The sequence below is a fragment of the Streptomyces sp. NPDC091412 genome, from assembly GCF_044756885.1.
Taxonomy (GTDB): Bacteria; Actinomycetota; Actinomycetes; order Streptomycetales; family Streptomycetaceae; genus Streptomyces.
On sequence record NZ_JBIVTV010000007.1, the window covers coordinates 106102 to 130089 of the forward strand.

At 73.3% G+C, this 23988-nt stretch carries 9 protein-coding genes; 3 read left to right on the plus strand and 6 right to left on the minus strand.

Annotated elements, in window-relative coordinates; genetic code table 11:
• The first annotated feature begins 54 nt into the window (after positions 1 to 54).
• The 3 genes from ACIQMV_RS19680 to ACIQMV_RS19690 all read left to right on the plus strand — a co-directional run bounded on the left by ACIQMV_RS19680 (position 55) and on the right by ACIQMV_RS19690 (position 13452).
• Positions 55 to 6141 (plus strand): SDR family NAD(P)-dependent oxidoreductase, encoded by a 6087-nt coding sequence (locus ACIQMV_RS19680; RefSeq protein WP_402594484.1) that lies wholly within the window; start codon positions 55 to 57, stop codon positions 6139 to 6141.
• Positions 6142 to 6270: 129 nt separating this feature from the next.
• Positions 6271 to 12885 (plus strand): beta-ketoacyl synthase N-terminal-like domain-containing protein, encoded by a 6615-nt coding sequence (locus ACIQMV_RS19685; protein WP_402594220.1) that lies wholly within the window; start codon positions 6271 to 6273, stop codon positions 12883 to 12885.
• A gap of 147 nt (positions 12886 to 13032) precedes the next feature.
• Complete coding sequence (locus ACIQMV_RS19690) at positions 13033 to 13452, plus strand: hypothetical protein (protein ID WP_402594221.1); 420 nt, start codon at positions 13033 to 13035, stop codon at positions 13450 to 13452.
• Positions 13453 to 13489: 37 nt separating this feature from the next.
• On the opposite strand, the gene ACIQMV_RS19695 is transcribed toward ACIQMV_RS19690, so the two are convergent.
• From ACIQMV_RS19695 to ACIQMV_RS19720, 6 genes are all read right to left on the minus strand, one after another.
• Complete coding sequence (locus tag ACIQMV_RS19695) at positions 13490 to 14872, minus strand: sensor histidine kinase (protein ID WP_402594223.1); 1383 nt, start codon at positions 14870 to 14872, stop codon at positions 13490 to 13492.
• A gap of 3 nt (positions 14873 to 14875) precedes the next feature.
• Positions 14876 to 15553 (minus strand): response regulator transcription factor, encoded by a 678-nt coding sequence (locus ACIQMV_RS19700; RefSeq protein WP_402594224.1) that lies wholly within the window; start codon positions 15551 to 15553, stop codon positions 14876 to 14878.
• A gap of 89 nt (positions 15554 to 15642) precedes the next feature.
• Positions 15643 to 16335, minus strand: coding sequence for a BPL-N domain-containing protein (locus ACIQMV_RS19705; protein WP_402594226.1), 693 nt, complete (start codon positions 16333 to 16335; stop codon positions 15643 to 15645).
• A gap of 7 nt (positions 16336 to 16342) precedes the next feature.
• Complete coding sequence (locus ACIQMV_RS19710; RefSeq protein ID WP_402594228.1) at positions 16343 to 20386, minus strand: Pls/PosA family non-ribosomal peptide synthetase; 4044 nt, start codon at positions 20384 to 20386, stop codon at positions 16343 to 16345.
• A 145-nt stretch (positions 20387 to 20531) separates the two neighbouring features.
• Positions 20532 to 21116: a HutD family protein gene (locus ACIQMV_RS19715; protein WP_402594230.1), complete on the minus strand. Its 585-nt coding sequence runs from the start codon at positions 21114 to 21116 to the stop codon at positions 20532 to 20534.
• Positions 21113 to 23902, minus strand: coding sequence for an aminotransferase class I/II-fold pyridoxal phosphate-dependent enzyme (locus tag ACIQMV_RS19720; protein ID WP_402594232.1), 2790 nt, complete (start codon positions 23900 to 23902; stop codon positions 21113 to 21115). The genes ACIQMV_RS19715 and ACIQMV_RS19720 overlap by 4 nt, the downstream gene beginning before the upstream one ends.
• Positions 23903 to 23988 lie beyond the last annotated feature (86 nt).

The following is a 23988-nucleotide window of genomic DNA, read 5'->3' on the forward strand; positions in this document are numbered from 1 at the left end:
CGGGCGTCAGCAGCAGCCGTCCAGCTCCGAGGAGATACCGTGTCCGCCTCCACCGTGTCCGCCTCCACCCCCGGGCAGGTGCCCGTCGCCGTGGTCGGTGTCGGCGCCCTGGTGCCCGGCGCGACGGACGCGGCCGGCTACTGGCGGATCGTGACCGGGGGCCGGGACCTGATCACCGAGGTTCCCGCCTCCCGCTGGCTGGTGGCGGACCACTACGACCCGGACCCGGCCGCCCCCGACAAGACGTACGCCCGCCGGGGCGCCTTCCTGCCGGAGGTGGACTTCGACCCGTTGGCGTACGGTGTGCCGCCCGCCAACCTGCCGGCGACGGACACCTCCCAACTGCTCGCCCTGATGGTCGCCGACCAGGTGCTGACCGACGCCGGTGGTCTGCCGGGCCTGGACCGGGACCGCGTTGGCGTCGTCCTCGGCGCGGCCGCCCTGGAACTGCTCCCGCACATGTACGGCCGGGCCCAACGCCCCGTGTGGCTGAAGGCGTTGCGGGAGAGCGGCCTCGCCGAGGCCGAGGCGCGAGCCGTGTGCGACCGCATCACGGCGCACTTCAGCCCATGGCAGGAGTCGACCTTCCCGGGCCTGCTCGGCAATGTGGTCGCGGGCCGGATCGCCAACCGGTTCGACCTGCACGGCATCAACCACACCACCGACGCCGCCTGTGCCAGCTCCCTGGCGGCCCTTTCCACGGCGGTCGGTGAACTGGCGCTCGGGCGGGCCGACCTGGTGATCAGCGGAGGCGTGGACACCGGGAACGACGTCGGCATGTTCCTGTGCTTCTCCAAGACGCCCGCGCTCTCCCGCACCGGTGACTGCCGTCCGTTCTCGGACGCGGCAGACGGCACCCTGCTCGGCGAGGCGGTCGTCATGTACGCACTGAAGCGGCTGTCCGACGCGGAGCGGGACGGAGACCGGATCCACGCGGTGATCCGGGGCATCGGCACCTCGTCCGACGGCAGGAGTACGGCGATCTACGCGCCGCTTCCCGACGGTCAGGCACGGGCTCTGCGCCGCGCGTACGAGCACGCGGGCTACGGTCCGCAGACCGTGGAGCTGGTCGAGGCGCACGGGACCGGTACGAAGGCCGGGGACGCCGCCGAACTGACCGCCCTGCGCGAGGTGTTCGAGGCGTCGGGGCATACGGACGGGCAGTGGTGCGCGCTCGGCTCGGTCAAGTCGCAGATCGGGCACACCAAGTGCGCGGCGGGTGCGGCGGGACTGCTCAAGGCGGTCATGGCCCTGCACCACAAGGTGCTGCCGCCGACCATCAAGGTCGACCGGCCGGTCCCGGCGGCCGCAGCCCCGGACGGCCCGTTCTACGTCAACACCGAGACCCGGCCGTGGGTACGGCCCGCCGGTCATCCGCGCCGGGCGTCGGTGTCGAGCTTCGGCTTCGGGGGCAGCAACTTTCACGTCACGCTGGAGGAGTACGTGCCCTCGGGCACCCCGGCCCGGGTGCCGCCGCGCCATCGCTCCGCGCCGAGCGAACTCGTCCTGTTCAGCGGTGCGTCACCGTCCGACCTGGTGCCTCCGGAGGCGGACGGCGATCGTCCGCTGGCCGTGCTCGCCCGGGAGAGCCAGCGCGCGTTCTCGCCCACCGACCCGGTGCGACTGGCCGTCGTCGCCACCGGCGCCGAGGATCTGCGGGAGAAGTGCGCGCAGGCGCTCGCGCTGATCCGGCAGCGGCCCGGCGCGGCGTTCTCGACACCGAACGGCGTCCGGTACGCCTTCGGGGACCCGGCGCCCGGCCGGCTCGCCTTCCTGTTCCCCGGGCAGGGATCCCAGTACGTCGGGATGGGCGCCGACCTCGCGATGCTGTCGCCGGCCGCCCAGGCCGTGTGGGACCGGCTGGGCGACACCCGGTTCGACGGGCGGCCCCTCCACCGGGTGGTGTTCCCGCCGCCCGCCTTCACCGACGAGGAACGCAAGGCACAGGCGGCGCGTCTGGCCGCCACCGAGTGGGCGCAGCCCGCGCTCGCGGTGCACGCGCTCGCACTGCTGGACGTACTGGGAGGTCTGGGGCTGCGACCGGACTGCGTCGCGGGCCACAGTTTCGGTGAGCTGGTGGCGCTGCACGGCGCGGGTGTCCTGGACGCCGACGCACTGGTCGGTCTGGCCCGCAGGCGCGGTGAACTGATGCGGGGCGCGGCCGTCGTACCGGGCGCGATGCTGGCCGTGGCGGCGGACCGCGAGCACGTGGTGTCGGTGCTGGCCGCCGGCGACTTCGGCGACATCTGGCCGGCCAACCACAACTCGCCCCGCCAGGTGGTGCTTTCGGGCACGACGGAGGCTGTCGCGCGCGCGGAGAAGGGGTTCGCGGCCGAGGGTGTCGGCACACGCCGGCTGAGCACGTCGACCGCGTTCCACAGCCCGCTGGTCGCCCCGGCCGGTGAGCCGCTCGCCGCGTTCCTGCGCACGGTCCCGCTCACGGAGCCCCGGATCGAGGTGTACGGCAACGCGGACGCGGCCCCGTACCCGTCGTCGCCCGACGAGGTACGCCGCCGGATCGCCGGCCATCTGGCCTCACCGGTGCTCTTCCAGGACCAGATCGAGGCGATGTACGCGGCAGGAGTGCGGACCTTCGTCGAGGTCGGCGCGGGAACCGCGCTGACCGGCCTGGTCGGACAGATCCTCGGTGACCGCGAGCACGCGGCCGTCCCCCTGGACCGGCCGGACCGGTCCGGCGTCACCACCTTGCACACCGCCCTCGGCGAACTCGCCGTACGCGGTGTCCCTTTCGACTTCGATCCCCTCTGGGCGCCGTACGCCTCGCCTGGAACCTCAGTGAAGGAGCGCGCGCCCCGGATGACCGTGAAGATCAGCGGAGCCAACTACGGTCAGCTCTACCCGCCTCGCACGGAAGCCGCCGAACCGCCGGCGCCGCCTGCGCCTGTGCCGGAAGCTGGGCCGGAACATCCCCACCCGCATCCCGTACCCATGTCCGACATCCCGGTGGTTGCCATGTCCGCGTACGCCCCCGCTCCCGCCCACGCTCCGGAGTCGGCGGCGTACGGGACGGCACCCGTCCAGGATCCGGAGCCCGCGTACGACGCCGTGGCCGCGTACAGTGCCGAGCCCGGGGCCGCCCTGGGCGCCGAGTGGTACGCCGCGGTGGAGAGCGTCCAGCGGCAGACGGCGGAGGCCCACGCGGCCTGTCAACGCATGCTGATCGACAGCCATGTGGCCTTTCTTCGGATGACCGAGACCACCCTGGCCGCGATGCTCGGCGTGCGGAGCGTGGGCGGTGGGCTCGACGCCCCGGCTCCTGCGGCACCGCTGCCCCTCCCCCGTCCTTCGGCGCCCCGACAGGTTCCGGCGCCCGTGACGCCGGTCCCGGTGGCGGCCGGCGTTCCCGAGGCCATGCCCGCCCGCGTTCCCGCCGACCTCGGAGAGGCGTTCTCGCCCGCACCGGTCGCCGCCGAGCACCGGGCACCGGCCGCCGTCCCGGTGAATCCCCCGTCCCCGGCCGCCGATGCCGCGCCTCTGTCGGCACCCGCACTCGAGGAACTACTGCTCTCGGTGGTGGCCCGGCTCACCGGCTACCCGGCGGAGATGCTCAACGTGGACATGGAGTTGGAGGCGGATCTGGGAGTCGACTCGATCAAGCGCGTCGAGATCCTGTCGGCCGTACGCCGGAGCATGGGCGACGTGGCGACGGGAGACGTCGGAGAACTCGGCAAGCTCCGCACGCTGCGCGAGATCGTCGAGTCGCTCACCGCGGACGGCCGGCCGCCCGCTGCCCCCGCGCCGGACTCCCCGGCCGTGACCGGGTCCCCCGTCGAGACGGCCGCCGCCGTCCCGGAGATCCCCGCCATGCGCACCGGCTCCGGGCAGGAGACGGCGCTGACGAGGCTGGTACAGCGCGCGGTGGAGTCTCCGGCGTCCGGCCTGGCGACAGCGGGGCTCCTGGACGGGCCGCTCGTGGTGACGGACGGGGGCCCCGAGGGCTCCGCGCTCACCGCCCTCGTCGCCAGGAACCTCGTGGAGCACGGCGTGGACGCCACCGCCGTGGCGGAGGTTCCCGAGGGCGCGCGCCGTGTCGTACACCTCGGCGGGCTGACCGGGGGCGGCGCGCCGGACGATGCGCGGGAGGTCCACCGGTCGGTGTTCCGCGCGGCGCGCACGGTGGCGGCACCAGCGGCGGCGTGCACGGTGGCGGCACAAGCGGCCGCACAGGACGGACTGTTCGTGACCGTGCAGGACACCGGAGGCGACTTCGGGCTCGGCGGGCACGCACCCGACCGCGCATGGCTGGGCGGGGTCGCCGGTCTGGCCAGGACCGCGGCGAAGGAGTGGCCGGGCGTCTCGGTCAAGGCCGTCGACTGCGAGCGGGGCGGCCGGAGCGACGAGGAGGTCGCCGAGACGATCGTGCGGGAACTGCTCGACGGCGGCCCCGACCCGGAGGTCGGTCTCCGTGCGGACGGTACCCGCACCACCCTGCGGGCGGTACCCGCGCCGGTGATGCCCGGCGGCATCCGGCGGATCACGTCGGAGTCGGTGATCGTGGCCACCGGAGGAGCCCGCGGGGTGACCGCCGCCGCGCTGCTGGACCTGGCCAGGACCCACCGTCCGCGGATCGTGCTGCTGGGCAGGACGGCACCGGTTCCCGAGCCCGAGGGGCTCGCGTCCGCCGCCGACGAGCCGACGCTCACCCGGCTGCTCGCCGAGCGCTCCACAGACGACGCTGCGGACTCCTCGCCCGCCCGGATCGCGGCGCGGGCCCGGGAGATCCTGGCCGCGCGCGAGGTGCGGGCGACGCTCGCGGCGCTGGAGGAGGCGGGGTCCCCCGTCCGGTACGTCCAGGTGGACGTCCGCGACGGCGACGCCGTGGCCGCCGCGCTGCGCGCCGTACGTGACGCGTGGGGGCCGGTCACCGGCATCGTGCACGGTGCGGGAGTGCTGGCCGACAAGCTGATCGCCGACAAGACCGACGAGCAGGTCGAGTTGGTGATGTCCACGAAGGTGGACGGTCTGCGCGCGCTGCTGGCCGCGACGGCGGACGATCCTCTGGACGTGATCTGCCTGTTCTCCTCGGTGGCCGCCGTGTTCGGCAACGCGGGTCAGAGCGACTACGCCATGGCCAACGAGATCCTGGGTCAGGTCGCGTCCGCCGAACAGGCCCGCCGCCCCGGCTGCCTGGTGCGGTGCGTCGCCTGGGGTCCGTGGCGCGGCGGCATGGTCACGCCCGCTCTGGCCGGGCATTTCAGCCGGTCCGGGGTTCCGCTGATCCCTCTGGAGCAGGGGGCGGCCGCGTTCACGGCCGAGCTGGACGGCCCAGCCGGTGAGGCCCGTGTCGTCCTGGTGGCCGGGGACGATCCGGCGGCCCTGTCCCCGGCGGGCGATCCGCGTCCGACGCAGTTGCTCGTCCGGGCGGACAGCCTGCCGCAACTGGCCGACCACGCGATCGCCGGGGTTCCCGTGCTGCCGGTGGCGATGGTCCTGAACTGGTTCGCGGGGGCGGCCACCGCCTGGCTGCCGGATGCCGGCCCGCTCGTCCTGCACGACCTGCGGGTGTACAAGAAGTGCGCCCTGCCCGAACTGGCCGGCACAGGCCACCTGCTCACCGTGCACGGCAGCCGGGGCGCGGCCGGTTCGCCGTCGGGGCTGGAGGCGGAACTGCGGGGGGACAGCGGGATGGCGCACTTCCGGGCCGTGCTGGACACCGGGGTCGAAGCGCCGGATCCGGCCGCGTGGGGCGGTGCGGACGGCCTCAAGCCGCTGGACCGCGCCGAGTTGTACGACGGGGAGTGCCTCTTCCACGGCCCCCGGTTCCGCTCCGTCCGCTCGCTGAACGGTGTTTCGGAGCACGGAGCCGAGGCGACCGTCGCGGGCGTACGCGCCCTGGACTGGCCGGGTGAGCACTGGCCGCTCGACCCGGCCGCCGTGGACGGCGCACTCCAACTCGCCCTGGTCTGGGCGCAGGAGGAACTCGGTGCGGCGACGCTGCCGATGGCCGTCGCGGAGTGCAGGGTGCACCGGCGCGGCCCCGTGGACGGCACCGTGCGGTGTGTGGTGCGGGGCCGGAAGGTGCACAGCACGGGGGCGCGCTGCGACGTGGCGCTGATCGATGCCGACGGTGCCGTCCGCCTGGAACTGCTCGGCGTGGAACTCGTCCGCCGCCCCTCCTGAGCCCCGGCGCCACCCGAGCCCCCAGCCCCCAGCCCCCAGCCCTCAGCCCTCAGCCCTCAGCCCTCAGCCCTCAGCCCCCGCGAACCTGCCCTGCCCTGCCCGCGTGCCCTGCCGTGAAGTGAGACCCGCATGGAATTCGAACCGATCGCCGTCGTCGGCCGGGGCTGTGTGCTGCCCGACGCGCTCGATCCGGACACGTTCTGGGACAACGTCGCCGCGGGCCGCACCAGCCTGTCGGCCGTCCCGGAGGGCCGGTGGCGGCTGCCGCGCCACTGGGCCATGGGCTCGGTGGACGACCACCTCGACCGCACCTGGACCGATGTCGGCGGGTACGTACGGGGGTTCGAGTCCGTCTTCGACCCGAGCGGCTTCCGGATCGCCCCGGAGCGGATCCTGTCGCTGGACCCGCTCTTCCACTGGGTCATGTACGGCGTCCGGCAGGCGCTCACGGAGGCGGGCCGCGAGGGCCCGCTGCCCCGCGCCGGGCTGGTGCTGGGAAACCTGTCCTATCCCACGCCCTCGGGGGCGGCTTTCGCCGAGCACGTCTGGCTGTCCGCCCAGCGACCCCCGCTCCGTGACGCCCTGCTGACAGGAGAGCGCCGGGAGCGGCCCGACGCCCGGAACCGCTTCTCGTCCGGGCTGCCCGCCCGGCTCGCGGCCCGGGCGCTCGGGCTGGGCGCGGGGGCGTGGTCCCTCGACGCCGCCTGCGCGTCGTCGCTGTACGCGGTCAAGCTGGCGTGCGACCGGCTGCACGACGGCACGGCGGACCTGATGGTGGCCGGTGCGGTCAGCCGGGCGGACCCCCTCTACCTGCACGTGGGGTTCTGCGGGCTGTCCGCGACGAGCCGCACCGGGCGGAGCCGGCCCTTCCACCGGGACGCGGACGGGCTGGTGCACGGCGAGGGCGCCGGGTTCGTCGCCCTGATGCGGCTGTCCGAGGCCCGCGCCGCCCGTCTGCCCGTACTCGGGGTGATCCGCGGTGTCGGGTTGTCCAACGACGGGCGCGGCTCCGGGCTGATCAGTCCGTCGGAGGAGGGCCAGGTCCGGGCCATGCGCCTGGCGTACGACGCGGCGGGCGTCGCGCCCGAGAGCGTGTCGCTCGTCGAGTGCCATGCGACGGGGACGCCGGTCGGGGACGCGGTGGAGGCGCGCGGCATGGCGCGGGTCTTCGGGGCCGGTGACGACGTGCCCATCGGTTCGGTGAAGTCGAACGTCGGGCATCTGCTGGCCTCGGCGGGCGTGGCCGGGCTGTTGAAGGTGCTCGGCGCGCTGCGCGCGGGGGTCCGTCCGGCGACGCTCGGCGCGGAACGGCCGCTGGAGGCGCTGGCGGACACGCCGTTGCGGGTGCTGACCGCGCCGGAACCGTGGTCGGGGCAGCGCCGGGCGGCGGTGAGCGCGTTCGGGTTCGGCGGGACCAACGCCCATCTGGTGGTGGACCTTCCGGACGGCGACCCGGTGCCGGCCGTACCGCGGCCCAACCGTCCGTCGTCCGCCGCCGTGCCCGCCCCGGCCCGGACGCGGGAATCGCCGGGCGGCCGTGCACCGGTGGCGATCGTGGCTCTCGGCGCCCGCGTCGGCGACGGGACCTGTACCGAGGACTTCCGGCGGGCGGTGCTGGGCGGTGAACGGCGTGGCCCCGCGACGGAGATCGCCGTGGAGTTGAGGGACCTGTGCTTCCCGCCGCTGGCCCTTCGGCGAACGGTGCGTCATCAGCTCCTGGTGCTGGAGGCCGCCCGTGAGGCCGTACGGTCGGTGTCCCTGCCCCGGGAGCGGACCATGGTGGTCGTCGGCATGGGGGTGGACCCCGAGGTGGCCCGGGCGGGTGCCCGCTGGCGGGTTCCCCACTGGCTGGAACAGGCCGGGCTGCCCGCCACGGCACCGTCGGCGGGCCTCGCCCGGGACGCGTTCGTGCCGCCCATGACCGCGGAGGCGGTGGTGGGCAGCATGCCGAACCTCGTGGCGAACCGGATCAGCACCCAACTCGACCTGGCGGGCCCGGGGTTCGCGGTCTCGGCGGAGGAGGCGTCCGGGCTGGTGGCGCTGGAGCTCGCGGCCCGGGCCGTCCGGTCGGGGGAGGTCGACGCCGCGCTCGTCGGTGCCACCGACCTGTCCTGCGAGGCGGTGCACCGGGCCGCCCAGCGGGAACTCGGACGCGAGGACGAACCGGGAGACGCCGCCGTCGTCCTGGTCCTCAAGTCCCTGGACACCGCGCGCAGGGACGGCGACACCGTCGTCGCCCTGCTCGACGAGGATTCCGCCGGCGCACCCGACATGGTCATCGGGGACGGCCCGGACGCGGTGTTCGACCCGGCATCCGTCTTCGGGCGCGCTCACGCCGCGTGTGGTCTGGTCTCCGTCGCGGTCGCGGCGCTGTCGCTCCAGCACCGCGCGGTACCGCGTCCGGGCGGTCCCGCGGACACCGCGGCCGTCGCGTACACCGCCAAGGCCCTGGTGACACCGATGGAAGGGCCCACCGCGAGTGTCCGGCTGCGCGCGGGAGACGCCCGGCCGTGGCTGCGAAGCCCGGCTCCGCGCCTGCACGTCTTCTCCGGGGCCGACCGGCAGGGGGTGCTGGCCGCGCTGGAGGCCGGTGCGGAGTCCGGCGCCGGACCGGCCCGGCTGGCGCTCGTGGCCGACGACGACGCGTTGCAGGGCCGTATGGAGGCCGCCCGTCGCTGGCTGACCGGGGGTGGTGCCCGTCCGGCCGATGTGGTGTACCGGGACAGGCCGGTCACGGGGCAGACCGCGTTCGTGTACACCAACGGCTCGGCCGCGTACCCGGGTATGGGCCACGAGTTGCTGCTCGCACTGCCGTCGCTCGGCGAGGCCGTCCGTGCCCGGCACGGGGCGATCGGTGCGCGACTGCGGTCCCGGGCGGAGCCCGCTGTGCTCGACCAGATCTGGGCCGCCGCCGAACTCGCGGTGCTCCACACCGTGTTCAGCCGGGAAGCGCTCGGGCTTCGGCCGGACGCCGCCCTCGGGTACTCCTCGGGCGAGTCGGCCGCCCTGGTGGCGCTGGGTGCCTGGCCGGACGCCGCGAGGCTGTACGACGCCACCCGGGACAGCGGTCTGTTCACGACCGAACTCACCGGTGAACTCCGGGCGGTCCGGCGCCACTGGGAACGCCTGGGCATCCAGGGCTCCCGCTGGTCGAGCCATCTGGTCAGCGCGCCCCTGGAGGAGGTCCGTGCCGAACTCGCCGCCGAGGCCGCGGTCCATCTGATGGCGGTGAACGCGCCCGGAGTCTGCGTCATCGGCGGCGAGTCGCGCGCGTGCGCGGCCGTCGTGGCCAGGATCGGCGCCGACCGCGCGATCCGGCTCGACTACGACATGGCCGCCCACGCACCGGAGTTGGCGGACGTCCGAGAGGTATGGCGTGAGGCCCACCGCCAGCCCACCGTCGACGTACCCGGTGTGCGGTTCTACAGCGGGGCCACCGGGCAGTCGTACCGGCCGACGGCCGAACGGGCCGCCGAGGCGCTCACCGCGCAGGGGCTGAACACGATCGACTTCGCCGCCACGGTCGAGCAGGCGTGGGCGGACGGCGTCCGGATCTTCGTGGAGCACGGGCCGCGCAAGCTGTGCACCGGCTGGATCAAGCGGGTGCTGGGCGACCGGGAGCACGTGGCCGTCGCGCTGGACACTCCGGGCGACACCGGGCTGCGGCAGCCGTGCCTCGCGGTGGCCGAACTCGTCGCCGCCGGGGTGCCGGTCCGCGCCGACGAGCTGTTCGCCCGGCTCGCGGAAGCGGCCACCGAGGTCCCGCGTCCCGGGCCCACCGTCACCGTGCCCGTCCCCACGCCTCCGATTCTGCCGCCGCTGGAGCCGGCCCTGGTGACCCTGCCCCGGGCCCCCGAACTGGCGCCGGTGCCGGACCGGGCGGCCCGCCCGTCAGAGGCACCCGGTGCCGTGGGGCGGCGCCCCCTGCCGGACGTCCGGCCGACGGAATCGGACGGTCGAAAGGCACAGGAGGCCGGCGCCCGTGCCGCGGTCCTCCGGCAGAGCCGGCGCGTCGCCGCGTTGCACCAGGAGATCCTCGCCGGGCACACCGAGGCCCACCAGCGGTTCCTGCGGATGTCCGCTCTCGCCGTCACCGCGCTGAGGAGCGGCGCGCCCGTGCCCGTACGGCCCTCAGGCCCACCGGTCCTCCCGGCAAGGCGTCCGACGGCCGGGCCGCCGCCGGCCCCCGCACGGCCCACGCCCCGCCCGGCGCCCGTACACCCCGCGCCCCGCCCGGCACCCGTGCCCGCTCCCCCGCCGGATACGGCACCCACGGCACCCCTCAGGCCGGGGCCGAAGTTCGACCGCGCCCAACTGGAGCACCTCGCCTCCCGGGAGATCTCCACGCTGTTCGGCCCCCGGTTCGCCGAGCAGGACGCGTACGCGGTGCAGACCCGGATGCCCGGGCCGCCCATGCTGCTCGCGGACCGGGTCACCGGCATCGACGCCGTGCCGGCTGCGCTCGCCGCGCCCGGCCCGGTGCGCACCGACGGGACGATCTGGACGGAGACCGACGTCCTGCCGGACAGCTGGTACCTGGACTCCACCGGGCGTATGCCCGCCGGGCTGATGATCGAGGCCGGCCAGGCGGATCTGCTCCTGCTCAGCTGGCTGGGCGTCGACCTCCTCAACCGGGGCGAGCGCGCCTACCGGCTGCTCGGCTGCGAAGTGACGTACCACGGCAGCCCGCCGGAAGCGGGCGACACCCTGCGCTACGAGATCCACGTCGACGGCCACGCGGAGCACGACGGCGTCCGGCTGTCCTTCTTCCACTACGACTGCTACGTGAACGGCGAACTCCGGCTCAGCGTCCGCGAGGGCCAGGCCGGGTTCTTCACCCCCGAGGAGCTCACGGGCAGCGGCGGTGTGCGGTGGGATCCCGCCGAGCGGCCGCCCGGCGACGACCTGCCGCTCGACCCGCCCGCCGTGCGCTGCGGACGGACCCGATTCGACGCGGACCGGGTGCGCGTCCTGGCCCAGGGGCGGCCGGCGGACTGCTTCGGCCCCGGCTGGGAGGCGACGGCGGCCCACGTGCGCTCACCGGGGCTCGACGACGGCAGGCTGCGGCTGCTGCACGAGGTGACAGCGTTCGACCCGGCCGGAGGGCCGTGGGGCCGCGGCTACCTGCGGGCCGAAACCCCTCTGTCGCCGGACGACTGGTTCTTCGCGGGGCATTTCAGGAACGACCCCTGCATGCCGGGCACCCTGATGCTCCAGGGCGGTCTCCAGGCGATGGCGTTCTACCTGACGGCCATGGGCTTCACCGTGGACCGGGACGGCTGGCGTTTCGAGCCCGTCGACGGTCGGCCCGTCGGGGCGATGTGCCGGGGCCAGGCGACTCCGGCCGGCCGGCGGGTCGTCTACGAGGTGTTCGTGCGCGGTGTCTCGGCCGGGCCGGTGCCGACGCTGTACGCCGATGTGCTGGGCTGGGTGGACGGGACGAAGGCGTTCCTGGGACAGGACGTGGCGCTGCGGCTGGTGCCCGACTGGCCGCTGTCGCACTGGCGGCGCTCGGGCCCGCCCGTCGTGCAGGACAGCGGTACACCGGTGCCGCTCCCCTTGCTGGGCGGGCTGGCCGGGCACCGTGAGGAGAAGCCGGTCGCGACGGCGGCCGACGGACTCCCCTTCGGCTACGCCTCGTTGCTCGCGTGTGCCTGGGGCAGACCGAGTGAGGCGTTCGGCACCGCGTACGAGCCGTTCGACGGCACCCGCAGGGTCGCGCGGCTGCCCGGTCCCCCGTACCACTTCATGAGCCGGATCGTGGCGGTGGACGGTCCGCAGGGCGGTATGCAAGAGGGCAGCAGCGTCGTCGCGGAGTACGACGTGCCCGCGCGGGCCTGGTACTTCGAGCAGAGCGGCGGCCATGCGATGCCGTTCGCCGTCCTGATGGAGATCGCCCTGCAACCCTGCGGGTGGCTGGCCTCTTACGTGGGCAGCGCGTTGACCACCGACACGGATCTGCTGTTCCGCAACCTCGACGGGTCGGGGACGGTCACCGGTGAGGTCACTCCGGCGACGGGCACGGTCCGCACCCACGCCGAGCTGACGCGTGTCTCCCACAGCGGGGACATGATCATCGAGTCGTTCCGGGTGAGGTGCACGGCCGACGGGGTGCCGCTGTTCGAACTGTCCACGGCCTTCGGCTACTTCCCGCCGTCGGCCTTCGACCACCAGCAGGGTCTCACGGTGTCGGCCGAGGACCGGGCCCGCCTCGACGAGCCCTGTGACCACATCGTCGATCTGACCGCCCGGCCCGCTCGCCACTGCGCCGGGGAGCCGCGGCTGCCGGGCCCCATGCTGCTGATGCTCGACCGGATCACCGGCTCCTGGCCGGACGGGGGCAGCAGGGGGCTCGGGCGGCTGCGGTCGGAGAAGGACGTGGTCCCGGACGAGTGGTTCTTCCGGGCGCACTTCTTCCAGGACCCGGTGCAGCCGGGGTCGTTGGGCGTCGAGGCCATGTGCCAGCTGCTCCAGTACCACCTGCTGGAGCGCGGCGCGGCGGACGGCATCCCGCACCCCCGCTTCGAGCCGGTGCTGCCCGGCCGCGAGGCGACCTGGACGTACCGCGGCCAGATCACCCCGGCCAACCGGCTGATCCGGGTGGACATGGACATCGTGGAGAGCGGCACGGACGCCCGGGGCCCCTACGCGACGGCGGACGCGACGCTGTGGGGCGACGACACGTGCATCTACCGAGTACGCGGGCTGGGCATGCGCGTGGTGTCCGCCGCGTCCATGTCCTGACCTGCTGACCTGTCGCATTACCTCAGCGGTAATCGATCTTCCGTAGGGAACCGGTCAAGGTGGGAGTCACCGGGGCCCGGCGGTCCACTCCGCACGGGCCACGACCCCGGTGACCAGTGTTTTCGACCTCGACGGAGGCTGATCGGCATGTCCGCCACCACCCTGCTCGGCACCCTCTCCCGCACCGACCACCCGCACACCATGCTGCGCCGCTTCCTCGCTCTCGACGCCGTCGTCACCGGCGTCAACGGGCTGGTCTACATGATCGACTCGAAGCCGGTCGGCAACCTGCTCGGCATCGGATCCGGTCTGCTGTTCGACCTTGGCGTCTTCCTGGTGCTGTACGCCGCGGGGGTCGGCTGCCTCGCCGCGCGGAAGCAGCCGTCCGCCCTCGCCGTGAAGGCGGTCATCGACGCCAATGTGCTGTGGGCCGTGCTCAGCATCGTCGCGATGCTCGCCTGGTTCTCGCCGACGACCGCGGGTGCGGTCTGGATCCCCGTGCAGGCCGTGACCGTCGCCGGTTTCGGTGTGCTCCAGTTCCTCTCGCTGCGTGCCACTACGGCCTGAGGGGCCGAGGCATCGCCTGTCACCCTGTCACCCTGCTTCACAGACCCTTCCCCGCCGTCGGCAGCAGGACGACCAGCCGGGCGCCGGGGCGGTTGTCCTCGATGTGGGTGCTGCCGTGGTGGGCCGTGACGGTGTCGCGGACGATGGCGAGGCCGAGACCGCTGCCGCCGGTGTCCCGGGCACGGGCGTCGTCGAGCCGGGTGAAGCGCCCGAAGACGCGCTCACGGTCGGCCTCGGGGATGCCCGGCCCGTCGTCGGCGACGGTCAGTTGTGCGGTGTCGCCGAGCGTGTGGAGGCTGACGTCGATCCGGGCGCTGGCATGGCGCAGCGCGTTGTCCAGCAGGTTGCTTACGACACGGGCGAGGGCGTCCTCGTCGCCCGCCACCCGTGCCGCGCCGACGGCGTGCTGGTCGATGACGAGCCGGGTCCGCCGACGGGCTTCGCGCACCTCGGTGAAGACGATTTCATCCAGGTCGACGGGGCGCGCCCGCAGCCGCGGACGGGCGTCGAGCCGCGCGAGCTGGAGCAGGTCGTCGACGAGCCGGGTGAGCCGTTCGGTCTGCGGCAGGAGTCCGGTGGCGAGGGACCGCCCGTCGGCGAGGCCAGGGTGGTTCGCGGCGACGGACAGGCGTGTGTGCAGGGTGCTCAGGGGATTGCGCAGTTCGTGGGCCGCGTCCGCGACGAACCGCCGCTGCCGCCGCGTCGATGTGTCCAGACGGGCCAGCAGGTCGTTGAGGGTCGCGGCCAGCCGGCCGAGCGCGTCGTCGGCGGGCGGTACGTCGAGGCGGCGGCTCAGGTCGGAGGCGGTGATCTCGGCGGTCTGGGCGCGCATGCCGTCCACGGGGCGCAGCGCGCGCCCGGTGAGCAGCCACACGACTCCGGTGAGGGCGGCGACGACCGCCGGGACTCCGGTGGCCAGACCGACGGTGAGCTGGGCCAGGCCGTGGTCGACGCTCTCGGTGGGTACGGCCACGTAGACGGTCACCGGGTCACGGGTGGCGCCCGCGGGGACGCCGACGGCGCGCCAGGTCCCGCCCGTCCCCACGGGAATGTCGTCGACGGTGTGGGCGTGCGGGGTGTCGGCCCGGCTCGCCGGGAAGGTGAAGGCGCGCGGCCGGCCACGCAGGTTGGCCGAGCTGGACAGCACTCTCCCGCTCCCCGCGATCACCTGTACGGCGACTCCCCCGTGGTCGGTGGTGGGCACTTCCGCCGTGATCTGGTTGCTGTCCTCGTCCGCCGCCACGACCTGGGCTCGTTGCAGGGCGGTCTGGTCGAGTCCGTTGATCAGGCTGGCGTGCAGCCAGACGACGAGCAGCACGGCGGCTCCGGCCAGCCCCGCGGCGATGACCGCTGCCGCGGCGGCGGTCAGGCGCAGCCGCAGTGACCGGCGGGCCCACCAGTACCGGATGCCCGCGGTCATGGGTCACCCCGCACCGCCGCGCAGCCGGTAGCCGGCACCACGGACGGTCTCGATGGTCCGGCGGCCGAAGGGCGCGTCGATCTTGCGGCGGAGGTAGCCGACGTAGACCTCGACGATGTTGGTGTCGCCGTCGAAGTGCTCGTCCCATACATGGGTGAGGATGTCCGTCTTGCTGATCACCTCGTCGGGGTGCCTGAGCAGGTATTCCAGGAGGGTGAACTCCCTTGTGGTCAGGTCGATTTCGCGGTGTCCACGGCTGCAGCGGCGGCGGGCGGGGTCAAGTGTGAGGTCTCCGGCGGTGAGGACGGCGGGACGGGCGGGTGCTCCTCGCCGCAGCAGGGCCCGGAGGTGGGCGACGAGCACGACGTAGGAGAAGGGCTTGCTCAGGTAGTCGTCGGCGCCGAGGTCGAGGGCGTCGGCCTCGTCGTACTCCCCGTCCTTGGCGGTGAGCATGAGTACCGGGGTCCAGGCTCTGGCCGCCCGCAGGCGTTTGAGGACCTCGTACCCGGACAGGCCGGGCAGCATGATGTCGAGCACGATGACGTCGTACGGTTCGTGGAGGGCCCGCCACAGTCCGTCCGGGCCGTCGTGTGCCAGGTCCGAGACGAAGCCCTCGGCGGCAAGTCCGTCGGCGATCGCCTCGGCGAGTGCGCGCTCGTCCTCGATGATCAGCGTCCGCATGGCAGCCTCTCGAGAACCACGATAGCTCCGGATAGGAGCGGCTGTTTCCCGGGAGGGAGCCGGGGAATGTGTGCGCCGCGGCGGTGGGGTCATGTCTCCATCACCGATTCCACCAGGTCCAGGGCCAGGTCCAGGGTGTGGTGCACCGGCAGGCCGTGGTCGGTGTACCAGTCGGTGGTGGCCTCCGGGTGGGGACCGGTGACCGCGACCCGCCCGCGGCCGAAGCGGGTCACGAGGGCGGCGGGGGCGCCGTTGTCGTAGGTGGCGAGGACCGTGGCGTCGGCGTCCTCGTCGAGGTCGAAGAGGGGGCCGTCCTGGAAGAACACCGTGCGGGGGCGGCCTCGCCAGGTCACCGTGATCAGTGTGTCGCTCTCCTCGTGGACGGTGGCTCCCGGGGAGGAGATGTACTGGTCGGTGTCACCGGGGAGCAGGGCGAAGCCCGGTGTGGCCCCGGCGAGGTAGCCGCCGAGACAGAACCCGAGGTAGCGCCCGCCGTCGCGGACGAAGCCGCGGATCGCCCGGCGCCGCCACCGCAGTCTCCGGTAGGCGGAGGCGAGCGTGCCGCCACCGGGCTGGGCGTACAGCAGGGCCCGGGAGAGAAGTCCGGCCGAGAGCGGAAGCGCCTCGTGTGGGCCGGTGAAGCGGACGTCGAGGTTCCACGGCCCGGAGGAGAGCAGTCCGGCGACCGCCTCGGGGCAGCCGGGCGACGAGGCCGGGCCGCGGTAGACGAGAGCGAGGGGGCGGCGCCCGGCGGCGGCCCCGGAATGCCTCAGGTGTGTCATGGCAGCCTCACCCCGGGTACGTCGTCGGCCCGCCGTCCGCAGGGGCGCTGTCGTCTCCTTCGGCGGGGAGCCCGTGCCAGCTCGTTCCCGGCGTCAGACGCTCGCCTTTCATCACCAGGGACAGCGCACCGAGCCGGACACCGGCGCCCACCTGCGTGTCGTAGAGCACGACGGTCCGCGTACCCACGCTCGCGGCGGGGCCGACGCTCACCGTGGACATCTTCATCACACGGTCCTCGAACAGGTGGGTCTGGAGGGAGACGAACATGCCGATCGAGGCGTCGTCGCCCACCTCGACGAGGTCGAACTCGGTGAGGTACGTGGTGCCGATCCAGGTGCGCCGTCCGATGCGGGCACCGAGCCGGCGCAGCACCGGCGGCAGGAAGGGCGTCCCCACCAGGGCGCCCACGCCCGCGGGTACCGCCGCCGCTTCGAAGAGGCCGGTGACGAACTCCGTGCGGCGCACGAACAGGCTCCACAGGGGCTCCACACGCGGCCGGTACCGTCCGGCGACGACCCACTTCGCGAGCACGCAGCACCCGATGACTGCCACCACCGCCCCGGCGGCGAAGAGCGGCGACACGAGAGGCGGCACCCACGGCCCGGTGCGGCGGGCGGTGTCCGACAGGGCGAGCAGGTACAGGAAGGCGGCGGTCGCGAGCACGGACATGGGCAGGGTGGCGCGGAAGAACTCGATGGCCAGGCGGCCGAGTACGGCCTTGCGGGTGGGCCGGAACGTCTTCTCCTCCGGATAGGACCCGCTGTCCTGGCGCACCGGCAGCCGCAGGGCAGGTGAGCCGAGCCAGGTGCTGCCGTCGGGCACGCGCTCCGGGGGTGGCACCGTGCCCACGCCGACGAGAGAGCCGGGGCCGAGCCTCGTCCCGGCCGGGACGAGCGCCGCGTTGCCCACGAAGGCTCGTTCGCCGATGTCGGTGGGTTCGAAGGCCATGCGTCCGGCCGCGAAGGCGGCTACGCCGACGCCGGCCATGTCGGCGACGAAGCTGCCGTCGCGGAGGGTGAGCAGGTCGGGATCGATGTGCGCCGCGGTGGAGATCTCGGCGCGCCGGCCGACGCGGGCGCCGAGCAGCCGCAGCCACGGGACGGTGTAGAGCGTGGCGTAGAGCGAGTTGGTGAGGGTGAGGCTCTGCTCCAGCAGTTTGTCGGCGATCCACTTGCGCACGCCCAGGGCCGAGCGCGCCGGATGGATTCCGGGAGGTGTCCTCGGCAGGACCGCGCGCTTCACGGCGGCGACGACCACGCACACCGTGGCCACGAAGACCGGGCCGGACAAGAGGGTCGCGGCGACAGCGGCGGTCGTGTCACCGCTCGACCAGGCCCACCAGAGAAGGGTGGCACTCGGCACGGCCGCGGCGACCACGATGGACTCCAGCAGGACCAGACCGAGCACGACGGCGGCCAGTTGGCGGGGCCGCCAGCGATCCGCCTCGGTCCGGTCGCGCAGCATCGTCTCGACGAGCGGGGCGAGTGCCTCGACCGGGCGTGCGGGCGATCCGGCGCGGCGCGCTCCGGCCGGGACGGCCTTGCCCGGGCCCGACACGGACTGCTCACCGAGTGCGGACCCGGGGCCCAGGTAGGCGCCTGGTTCGAGGACCGCGTTGGCGCCGACGTACGCCCTCTCGCCGACGGTGATCGGGGCGATGGTGACCCATCCGTCGGCGACCTGCCAGGGGCGCAGCGTGGCGCCGTAGCCGATCGTGGCGTCCCGGTCGACGCCCAGCAGCGTGGGCAGGCCGACGAAGCCGGTGGCGATGGTGGTGCGGGGGCCGACGCGGGCGCCGAGGAGCCGCAGGTAGGGACCCATGAGCGGGGATCCGCTGAGCATCCGCAGCGGGCTGATCCCCAGCAGCAGCACGTCCAACAGCCACAGCCGCAGGTACGTCGCCCCCCAGAGGGGGTACCGGCCGGGCCGGATGCCCGCCGCCAGCGGCCGTGCGAGAAGGACGGGAGCCAGCCAGCGTACGGCGAACCAGCCGGCCAGTGCCGAGACGGCCGGCCCGGCGGCCTCGCTGCCCGACACCTGTCCGTGGCTCAGCGCGAAGGACGCGGCCACCGGACCGGTGAGCAGGAAGAGCAGTACGTAGAAGGCCGTTGCCTGGAGGAGTCCGGCCCGCGCGATGCGGGCGCGGCCGTGGCGCAGGGGGGCGGGGCGGGGCTGCCGCGGCGCGCGGGAGGCGTCGGCCGTGGAGCGGAGCCGGGCGGCGAAGCTGGTCACGGTCGGGTTCTCGTACAGGTCGCGCAGGGTGGGGCCGGGTCCGCCGCCCGGGTCGCGCAGCAGCGACACCGCGCGGGCGGCGAGCAGCGAGTGACCGCCGAGGTCGATGAAGAAGTCGGCCTGCGCGGAGAGTTCGCCGGGGTCCATGCCGAGCGTCCGTGCCCAGGCGTCGCGCACCCTGGCTTCGAGCCGGTCGCGGACCGGCGCCACGGGGCCGGTGCCGGCGAGGCGGCGGCCGGTGGGTGCGGGCAGTTTCGTACGGTCGGTCTTGCCGCTGGGCATGACGGGCAGCCGATCGAGGAAGTCCAGTGTCGCGGGCACCATGTAGGCGGGCAGCGACCGGCGCAGGCGGCGGTGCAGCCGGGCGGCGAGATCGTCGTCGGGGACCGCGCCGTCCCCGGCGGGCACGACGTAGGCGGCGAGAACACGGTCACCGTCGGGTCCGTCGCGCGGTGACACGGGGGTGGTGGCCGCCTGGGCCACGCCGGGGTCCTCCAGCAGCACGTTGTCGATCTCCTCCAGGGACACCCGGTAGCCGCGGATCTTCACCTCGGCGTCGGCCCGGCCGAGGTACTCGATCTCCCCGTCGTCGGTCATCCTGCCGAGGTCTCCGGTGCGGTACAGGCGACCCGAACCGGGCGCCGAGGGGTGCTGGACGAAGCGCTCCGCGGTCAGGTCGGGCCGTCCCGTGTAGCCGCGCGCGAGGCCCGGACCGCCCAGGCAGATCTCCCCGACGGCGCCGTGCGGCACGGGCCGCAGCCGCTCGTCCAGGAGAACGGCCGAGCAGGTCGGCAGCGGGCGGCCGATGGTCACCGGACGCCCCGGCCGGAGTTCCTGCCAGGTGGCGGTGACGGTTGCCTCGGTCGGTCCGTAGGTGTTGAGGATGCGCCGTCCCGGCCTGCTCCACCGCTCGACGAGCGAGGCGGGGCACGCCTCGCCGCCGACGACGACCTTGCGGAGCCGCGGGAGGTCACGGGACATCGTCGCCAGCAGCGTCGGGACGCAGTACAGAGCGGTGACCTGGTGTTCCTCAAGGAAGCCGGCGAGATCGTCGCCCAGCTGCCCGGGGCCGCCCGGTCCGGCGACGAGCGTGGCGCCGGCCGCCCAGGTGGGCCAGATCTCCTCGATGGAGAAGTCGAACGAGAGGGTCATGCCCTGGTACACGCGATCGTGCGGCCGTACGCCGTAGATCGGTGCCACCACGCGCAGGAAGTTGCAGATGCTCGACTGCGCGATCTCCACGCCCTTCGGCCTGCCGCTGGACCCCGAGGTGTACATCACGTACGCCAGCGGATCGGCCACGTCCCCGGCCGCGGCGGCGGGCCGCTCGGACGGCAGGGCGGCCAGATCCGCGGCACACGTGTCGACCTCGATCACCGGGCACGTCCGGCACCGCTCCGCCCAGGCGGCACCGGACGCGAGCGCCGACGTGGTCAGCACCACGGCCGCGCCCGCGTCGCCCAGGATGAAGGCGACCCGGTCCGGCGGCGCGGCCGGGTCGATCGGCACGAACGCCGCGCCCGCCTTGCACACGCCCAGCAGGCACGCGTACATGTCCACGGACCGAGGCAGCAGCAGGGCCGCGCGGCTGCCCGGACCGATGCCGACCCGGTGCAGGTGCCGGGCCACCCGGTTGGCCCGCGCGTCGAGTTCGGCGTACGTCAGGAGCCGCGATCCGCATTCGAGGGCCGGGGCTGACGGAGTGCGGTCGCAGGCGTCGTCGAAGAAGCGGTTCAGCCGGTCACCGGTGCCCCCGGTCGCCGAGGCCGCATGGCCCCGGTGAGGAGAGACGGGTGGGGCTGCGGTGCGGGAAACCATGGGCTCCTCCTCTTCGATGCGAGAAGGACTCGCTTCCCCTGTGCGAAAAGGACCCTGTCGTCCCCTGGACACCTCCAGCCTCGGTGACGCTCGCTGAGAAGACACTGAGAAACCGGCCGGGGTCGGCTCCGCGTGGCCGCCCCCGTCATGTCCCGGGCGAACCGGAGGTGGTGGTGAGGGTGACGACCGCCGCCACCCCGTCGACACGAAGGGTGCCGCCGTCGCGGTCCGGGAACAGGACCGCGTCGAGCCGGTCGAGGGTGACGCCGGACTCCTCGACGGCCACCGTGCCCGTCAAGGCGATCACGAGGACCAGGACCCCGGTCCGCGGGACGACGGAGAACGTCTCACGGGCCATGCGGACGTGCGCCGTCGCGCGGGTGCGCCGCGTCATCACGTTGAGGTCGACGATCGGGCCGGAGAGCAGCCGGCAGTCGGTGACCGCGTCACCCGGAAAGGAGAAGGGCTCGTACGCGTCGGCGATGGTGTGTGAGGCACCGTCGACGGTCAGCTCCATCCCCGCCCCGTCCACGACGGTGATGATCCTGTCCACGCCCGTGAAGGAGGAGAACGGACCGCCGCGAGCGACGTCGGCGAGACTCACCCGCCAGACGAAGTCCTCCAGACCCGCGCTGGAGCCGTCCGCGGCGACCTCCCGGGTCAGACCGCCGCCGTTCTTCCAGCGCGTCGCCGGCCGGTCGTGCGCCCGCAGCACCTGGCTGCCCGTCATGCCGTCATCTCCTTCAACGCGGACTCGGTGAAGACCCGGTAACCGGTGTCGGGCCGGTATCCGTGTATCTCACGAGTGTCGAGAGCTCCCATGTACCGCAGCACAGTCTCGTTGATCACCTGGCCCGGGACGAGCACGGGGAAGCCCGGAGGGTACGGCGTGACGAAGGTGGCCGAGACGACCTCCCGCCCGGCCGCCACGGCCTCGGCGACTTCGTCCGCCATCACGTACGCGCACTTGTCGTCGTCGTACGCCAGGAAGAACGCCTTGCGCAGGTCCCCCTCCGGTGTGTGAACGCCCGGACGGAACGCGGCATGGAACGCGCTGAAGTCCGGCAGGGCGGCGGACCCGGCGCCGAGGGCGGCACTTCGCCGATGGTGCAGGGCACGTTCGCGGGGGCTCATCTCCTCGATGTTCTCCTCCAGCTCCTCGACGATCTTGACGAGCACCTCGATGAGGTAGGCGACCGCGCTGCGCGTGGTTCCGATGGTGGTCATGAACAGCAGCGTGTTGCGCGTGGTCTTGTTGACCTGGACGCCGTAGCGGTCCATGAGGTGTTCGTGCTTGAAGGTGTCCCCGTCGATGCCCGTGCGGCCGATGTGCAGGGTCGCCCGGGTCGGATCGAGGACGAACTCGTCGTCCTCCCAGGCGGCCGCCATCTTCGCCAGCCCGGTCCGCAGGGGCTGGTCCACACCGGAGGAACGGAACCGGGCGGGTATGAGCTCGGGCGTGGTGAGGAAGTGCAGGTACCGGCTCAGCACCGGGTGCTGGTCGATCGCGTCCCTCAGCACGCCCGCCTGTTCGAGCTGCTTCTGGACCAGTTCGAAGCCTTCCAGGACGGCCTGCCGGCGGCCGAGGTCGAGCGAGGCGAGGATCTGGTAGTTCGGCGACGTCGACGTATGCGTCATGTAGGCCTCGTGGAACGTCTCGGCCGCCTTGTGCCTGAAGTCCTGGTCGAAGACGTGGATCATGGAGCCCTGGCGCAGCGACGTCAGCGTCTTGTGTGTCGACTGGGTGGCGTACACGCGGATGCGGACAGTGTCCGGATCCGGCATCAGACGGTGGCCGAGCAGGGTCTCGTCGTCCGGGTCGTCCCCGAGGGCCTCGCGGTGCGCGGCGTACTGTCCGGCGTAGTCCGCGTCGCGGTAGCGGTCGGTCAGCTCGCGTGCCGCGGCCATGGCGGTGCGGCGGCGGTAGACCGGGTGGAAGCGGGCGAAGGCGAACCAGGCCTCGTCCCAGAGGAACGCCAGGTCCGGCTTGAGTGCCAGGCACTCCTCCATCACCCGGGCGGGGTTGTAGACGATCCCGTCGAAGGTGCAGTTGGTGAGCAGGAGGAGCCTGACCCGGTCCAGCAGGCCCTCCCGCCGCAGCATCAGCAGCTTTCGCTTGATCTCCTCCACCGGCACGGCCCCGTACATGCCGTACTGGTCCATCGGATAGGCGTCGAGGTAGACCACATGGGCGCCGGCGAGCATCAGCCCGTAGTGGTGCGACTTGTGACAGTTGCGGTCCACGAGCACGATGTCGCCCGGCCGGACCAGGGCCTGGACCACGATCTTGTTGGCGGTGGACGTGCCGTTGGTGACGAAGTACGTCTGCCGGGCACCGAACGCCCGGGCCGCGAGGTCCTGCGCCTCCCGCAGCGGACCTGTGGGCTCCAGCAGCGAGTCCAGGCCGCCACTGGTGGCGGACGTCTCGGCGAGGAAGATGTTCAGCCCGTAGAAGCGGGCCATCTCCGGGATCCAGTGGGAGCCGACCACGGAGGTGCCGCGGGAGATGGGCAGAGCGTGGAAGACCCCGGTCGGGCGCCGGCTGTGCGCTCGCAGAGCGGTGAAGAAGGGTGCCGTGTAGCGTTCGCCGATGCCGTGCAGGATCGACAGGTGAAGTTCCAGGAGCCCTTCCCGGGCGTGGAAGACCCGGGCGAAGCCCCGGCTGAGCGTGCCGGCGGTTCTCTCCACCGCCCCTTCCGTCATCAGGTAGAGGTCCAGCTCCGGCCGTAGTTCCAGCAACCGGGCGCCGAGCGCCTGGGCCCGCTGCTCGAACCGGTCCTCCTCCGGGAGGGCCTCGGCGGCGGTTCCTTCGAAGAACCGCCGCACCACCTGCAGGTCGTGCCGGGAACGGTTGGCGAATCGGCGGCGGATGACGACGGCCTGAAGACTGGGGTTCACCAGCGCCGCGATCACCGCGTCCTCGAAGCTGGGGGCCACGACGAGGTCGTAGACGAACTCGTCCTCGGCGCGGCGCAGGTGGCGCAGGGTCTCCCGCAGCGCCTGTTCCTCCGTCTCGTCGAGATCTCCGACGACGAGCACTTCGAAGTACGGCTTGGCCGCGGGCTCGTGCGGCGAGGACGGCTCCTCGGTGACTGCTTCCTCGGGGTGTTCCGGTGCCGTCGAGACATTGCGGTAGGTGTCCGTGCCCAGGGCCAGGTTCAGGTCGTCCGCGCGCTCCGCCAGCCGGCGCCGGTCACCGGTCTCGTGGAGCCGGCGCAGCTCGCCGAGGCCCGCCTTGCCGGGAAAGGCATAGCAGTTCTCGATCGGCGTCAGCAGCCGGAACAGTTCCGCCAGCTGGTCGGTCAACGGCTCCGGGCGGCTGTCGGCGCTCGGGCCGAGGCTCAAGCGACGCGTCAGTTCCGCCAATGAGTTCCATGCGTCGGCGCGCAGCTGCCTGACGCTGTTGTAGACGCCCGGGAATGTCACCTCGTCGGTGTGGGCCGCGGCGACGGCCACCGACCGGGCGTCGCGTTGTGGTGCCGACGGGGCGTCGGCCGATCCAGCAGTCTGTGCCATGTGTTCCATGAAGCCCCAGGTCATGGCGCTCTTACTACGCCCGGGAGCCGCAATCCGTCTCGTATCCCAGACGCCTCGGGGTGATT

What these genes read in the sequence shown, in the direction of transcription:
- ACIQMV_RS19715 (WP_402594230.1), bottom strand. Translation starts at nt 21,116, where the DNA reads ATGACGGGCAGCCAGGTGCTGCGGGCGCACGACCGGCCGGCGACGCGC.
- ACIQMV_RS19685 (WP_402594220.1), top strand. Translation starts at nt 6,271, where the DNA reads ATGGAATTCGAACCGATCGCCGTCGTCGGCCGGGGCTGTGTGCTGCCC.
- ACIQMV_RS19690 (WP_402594221.1), top strand. Translation starts at nt 13,033, where the DNA reads ATGTCCGCCACCACCCTGCTCGGCACCCTCTCCCGCACCGACCACCCG.
- ACIQMV_RS19705 (WP_402594226.1), bottom strand. Translation starts at nt 16,335, where the DNA reads ATGACACACCTGAGGCATTCCGGGGCCGCCGCCGGGCGCCGCCCCCTC.
- ACIQMV_RS19720 (WP_402594232.1), bottom strand. Translation starts at nt 23,902, where the DNA reads ATGGCACAGACTGCTGGATCGGCCGACGCCCCGTCGGCACCACAACGC.
- ACIQMV_RS19700 (WP_402594224.1), bottom strand. Translation starts at nt 15,553, where the DNA reads ATGCGGACGCTGATCATCGAGGACGAGCGCGCACTCGCCGAGGCGATC.
- ACIQMV_RS19710 (WP_402594228.1), bottom strand. Translation starts at nt 20,386, where the DNA reads ATGGTTTCCCGCACCGCAGCCCCACCCGTCTCTCCTCACCGGGGCCAT.
- ACIQMV_RS19695 (WP_402594223.1), bottom strand. Translation starts at nt 14,872, where the DNA reads ATGACCGCGGGCATCCGGTACTGGTGGGCCCGCCGGTCACTGCGGCTG.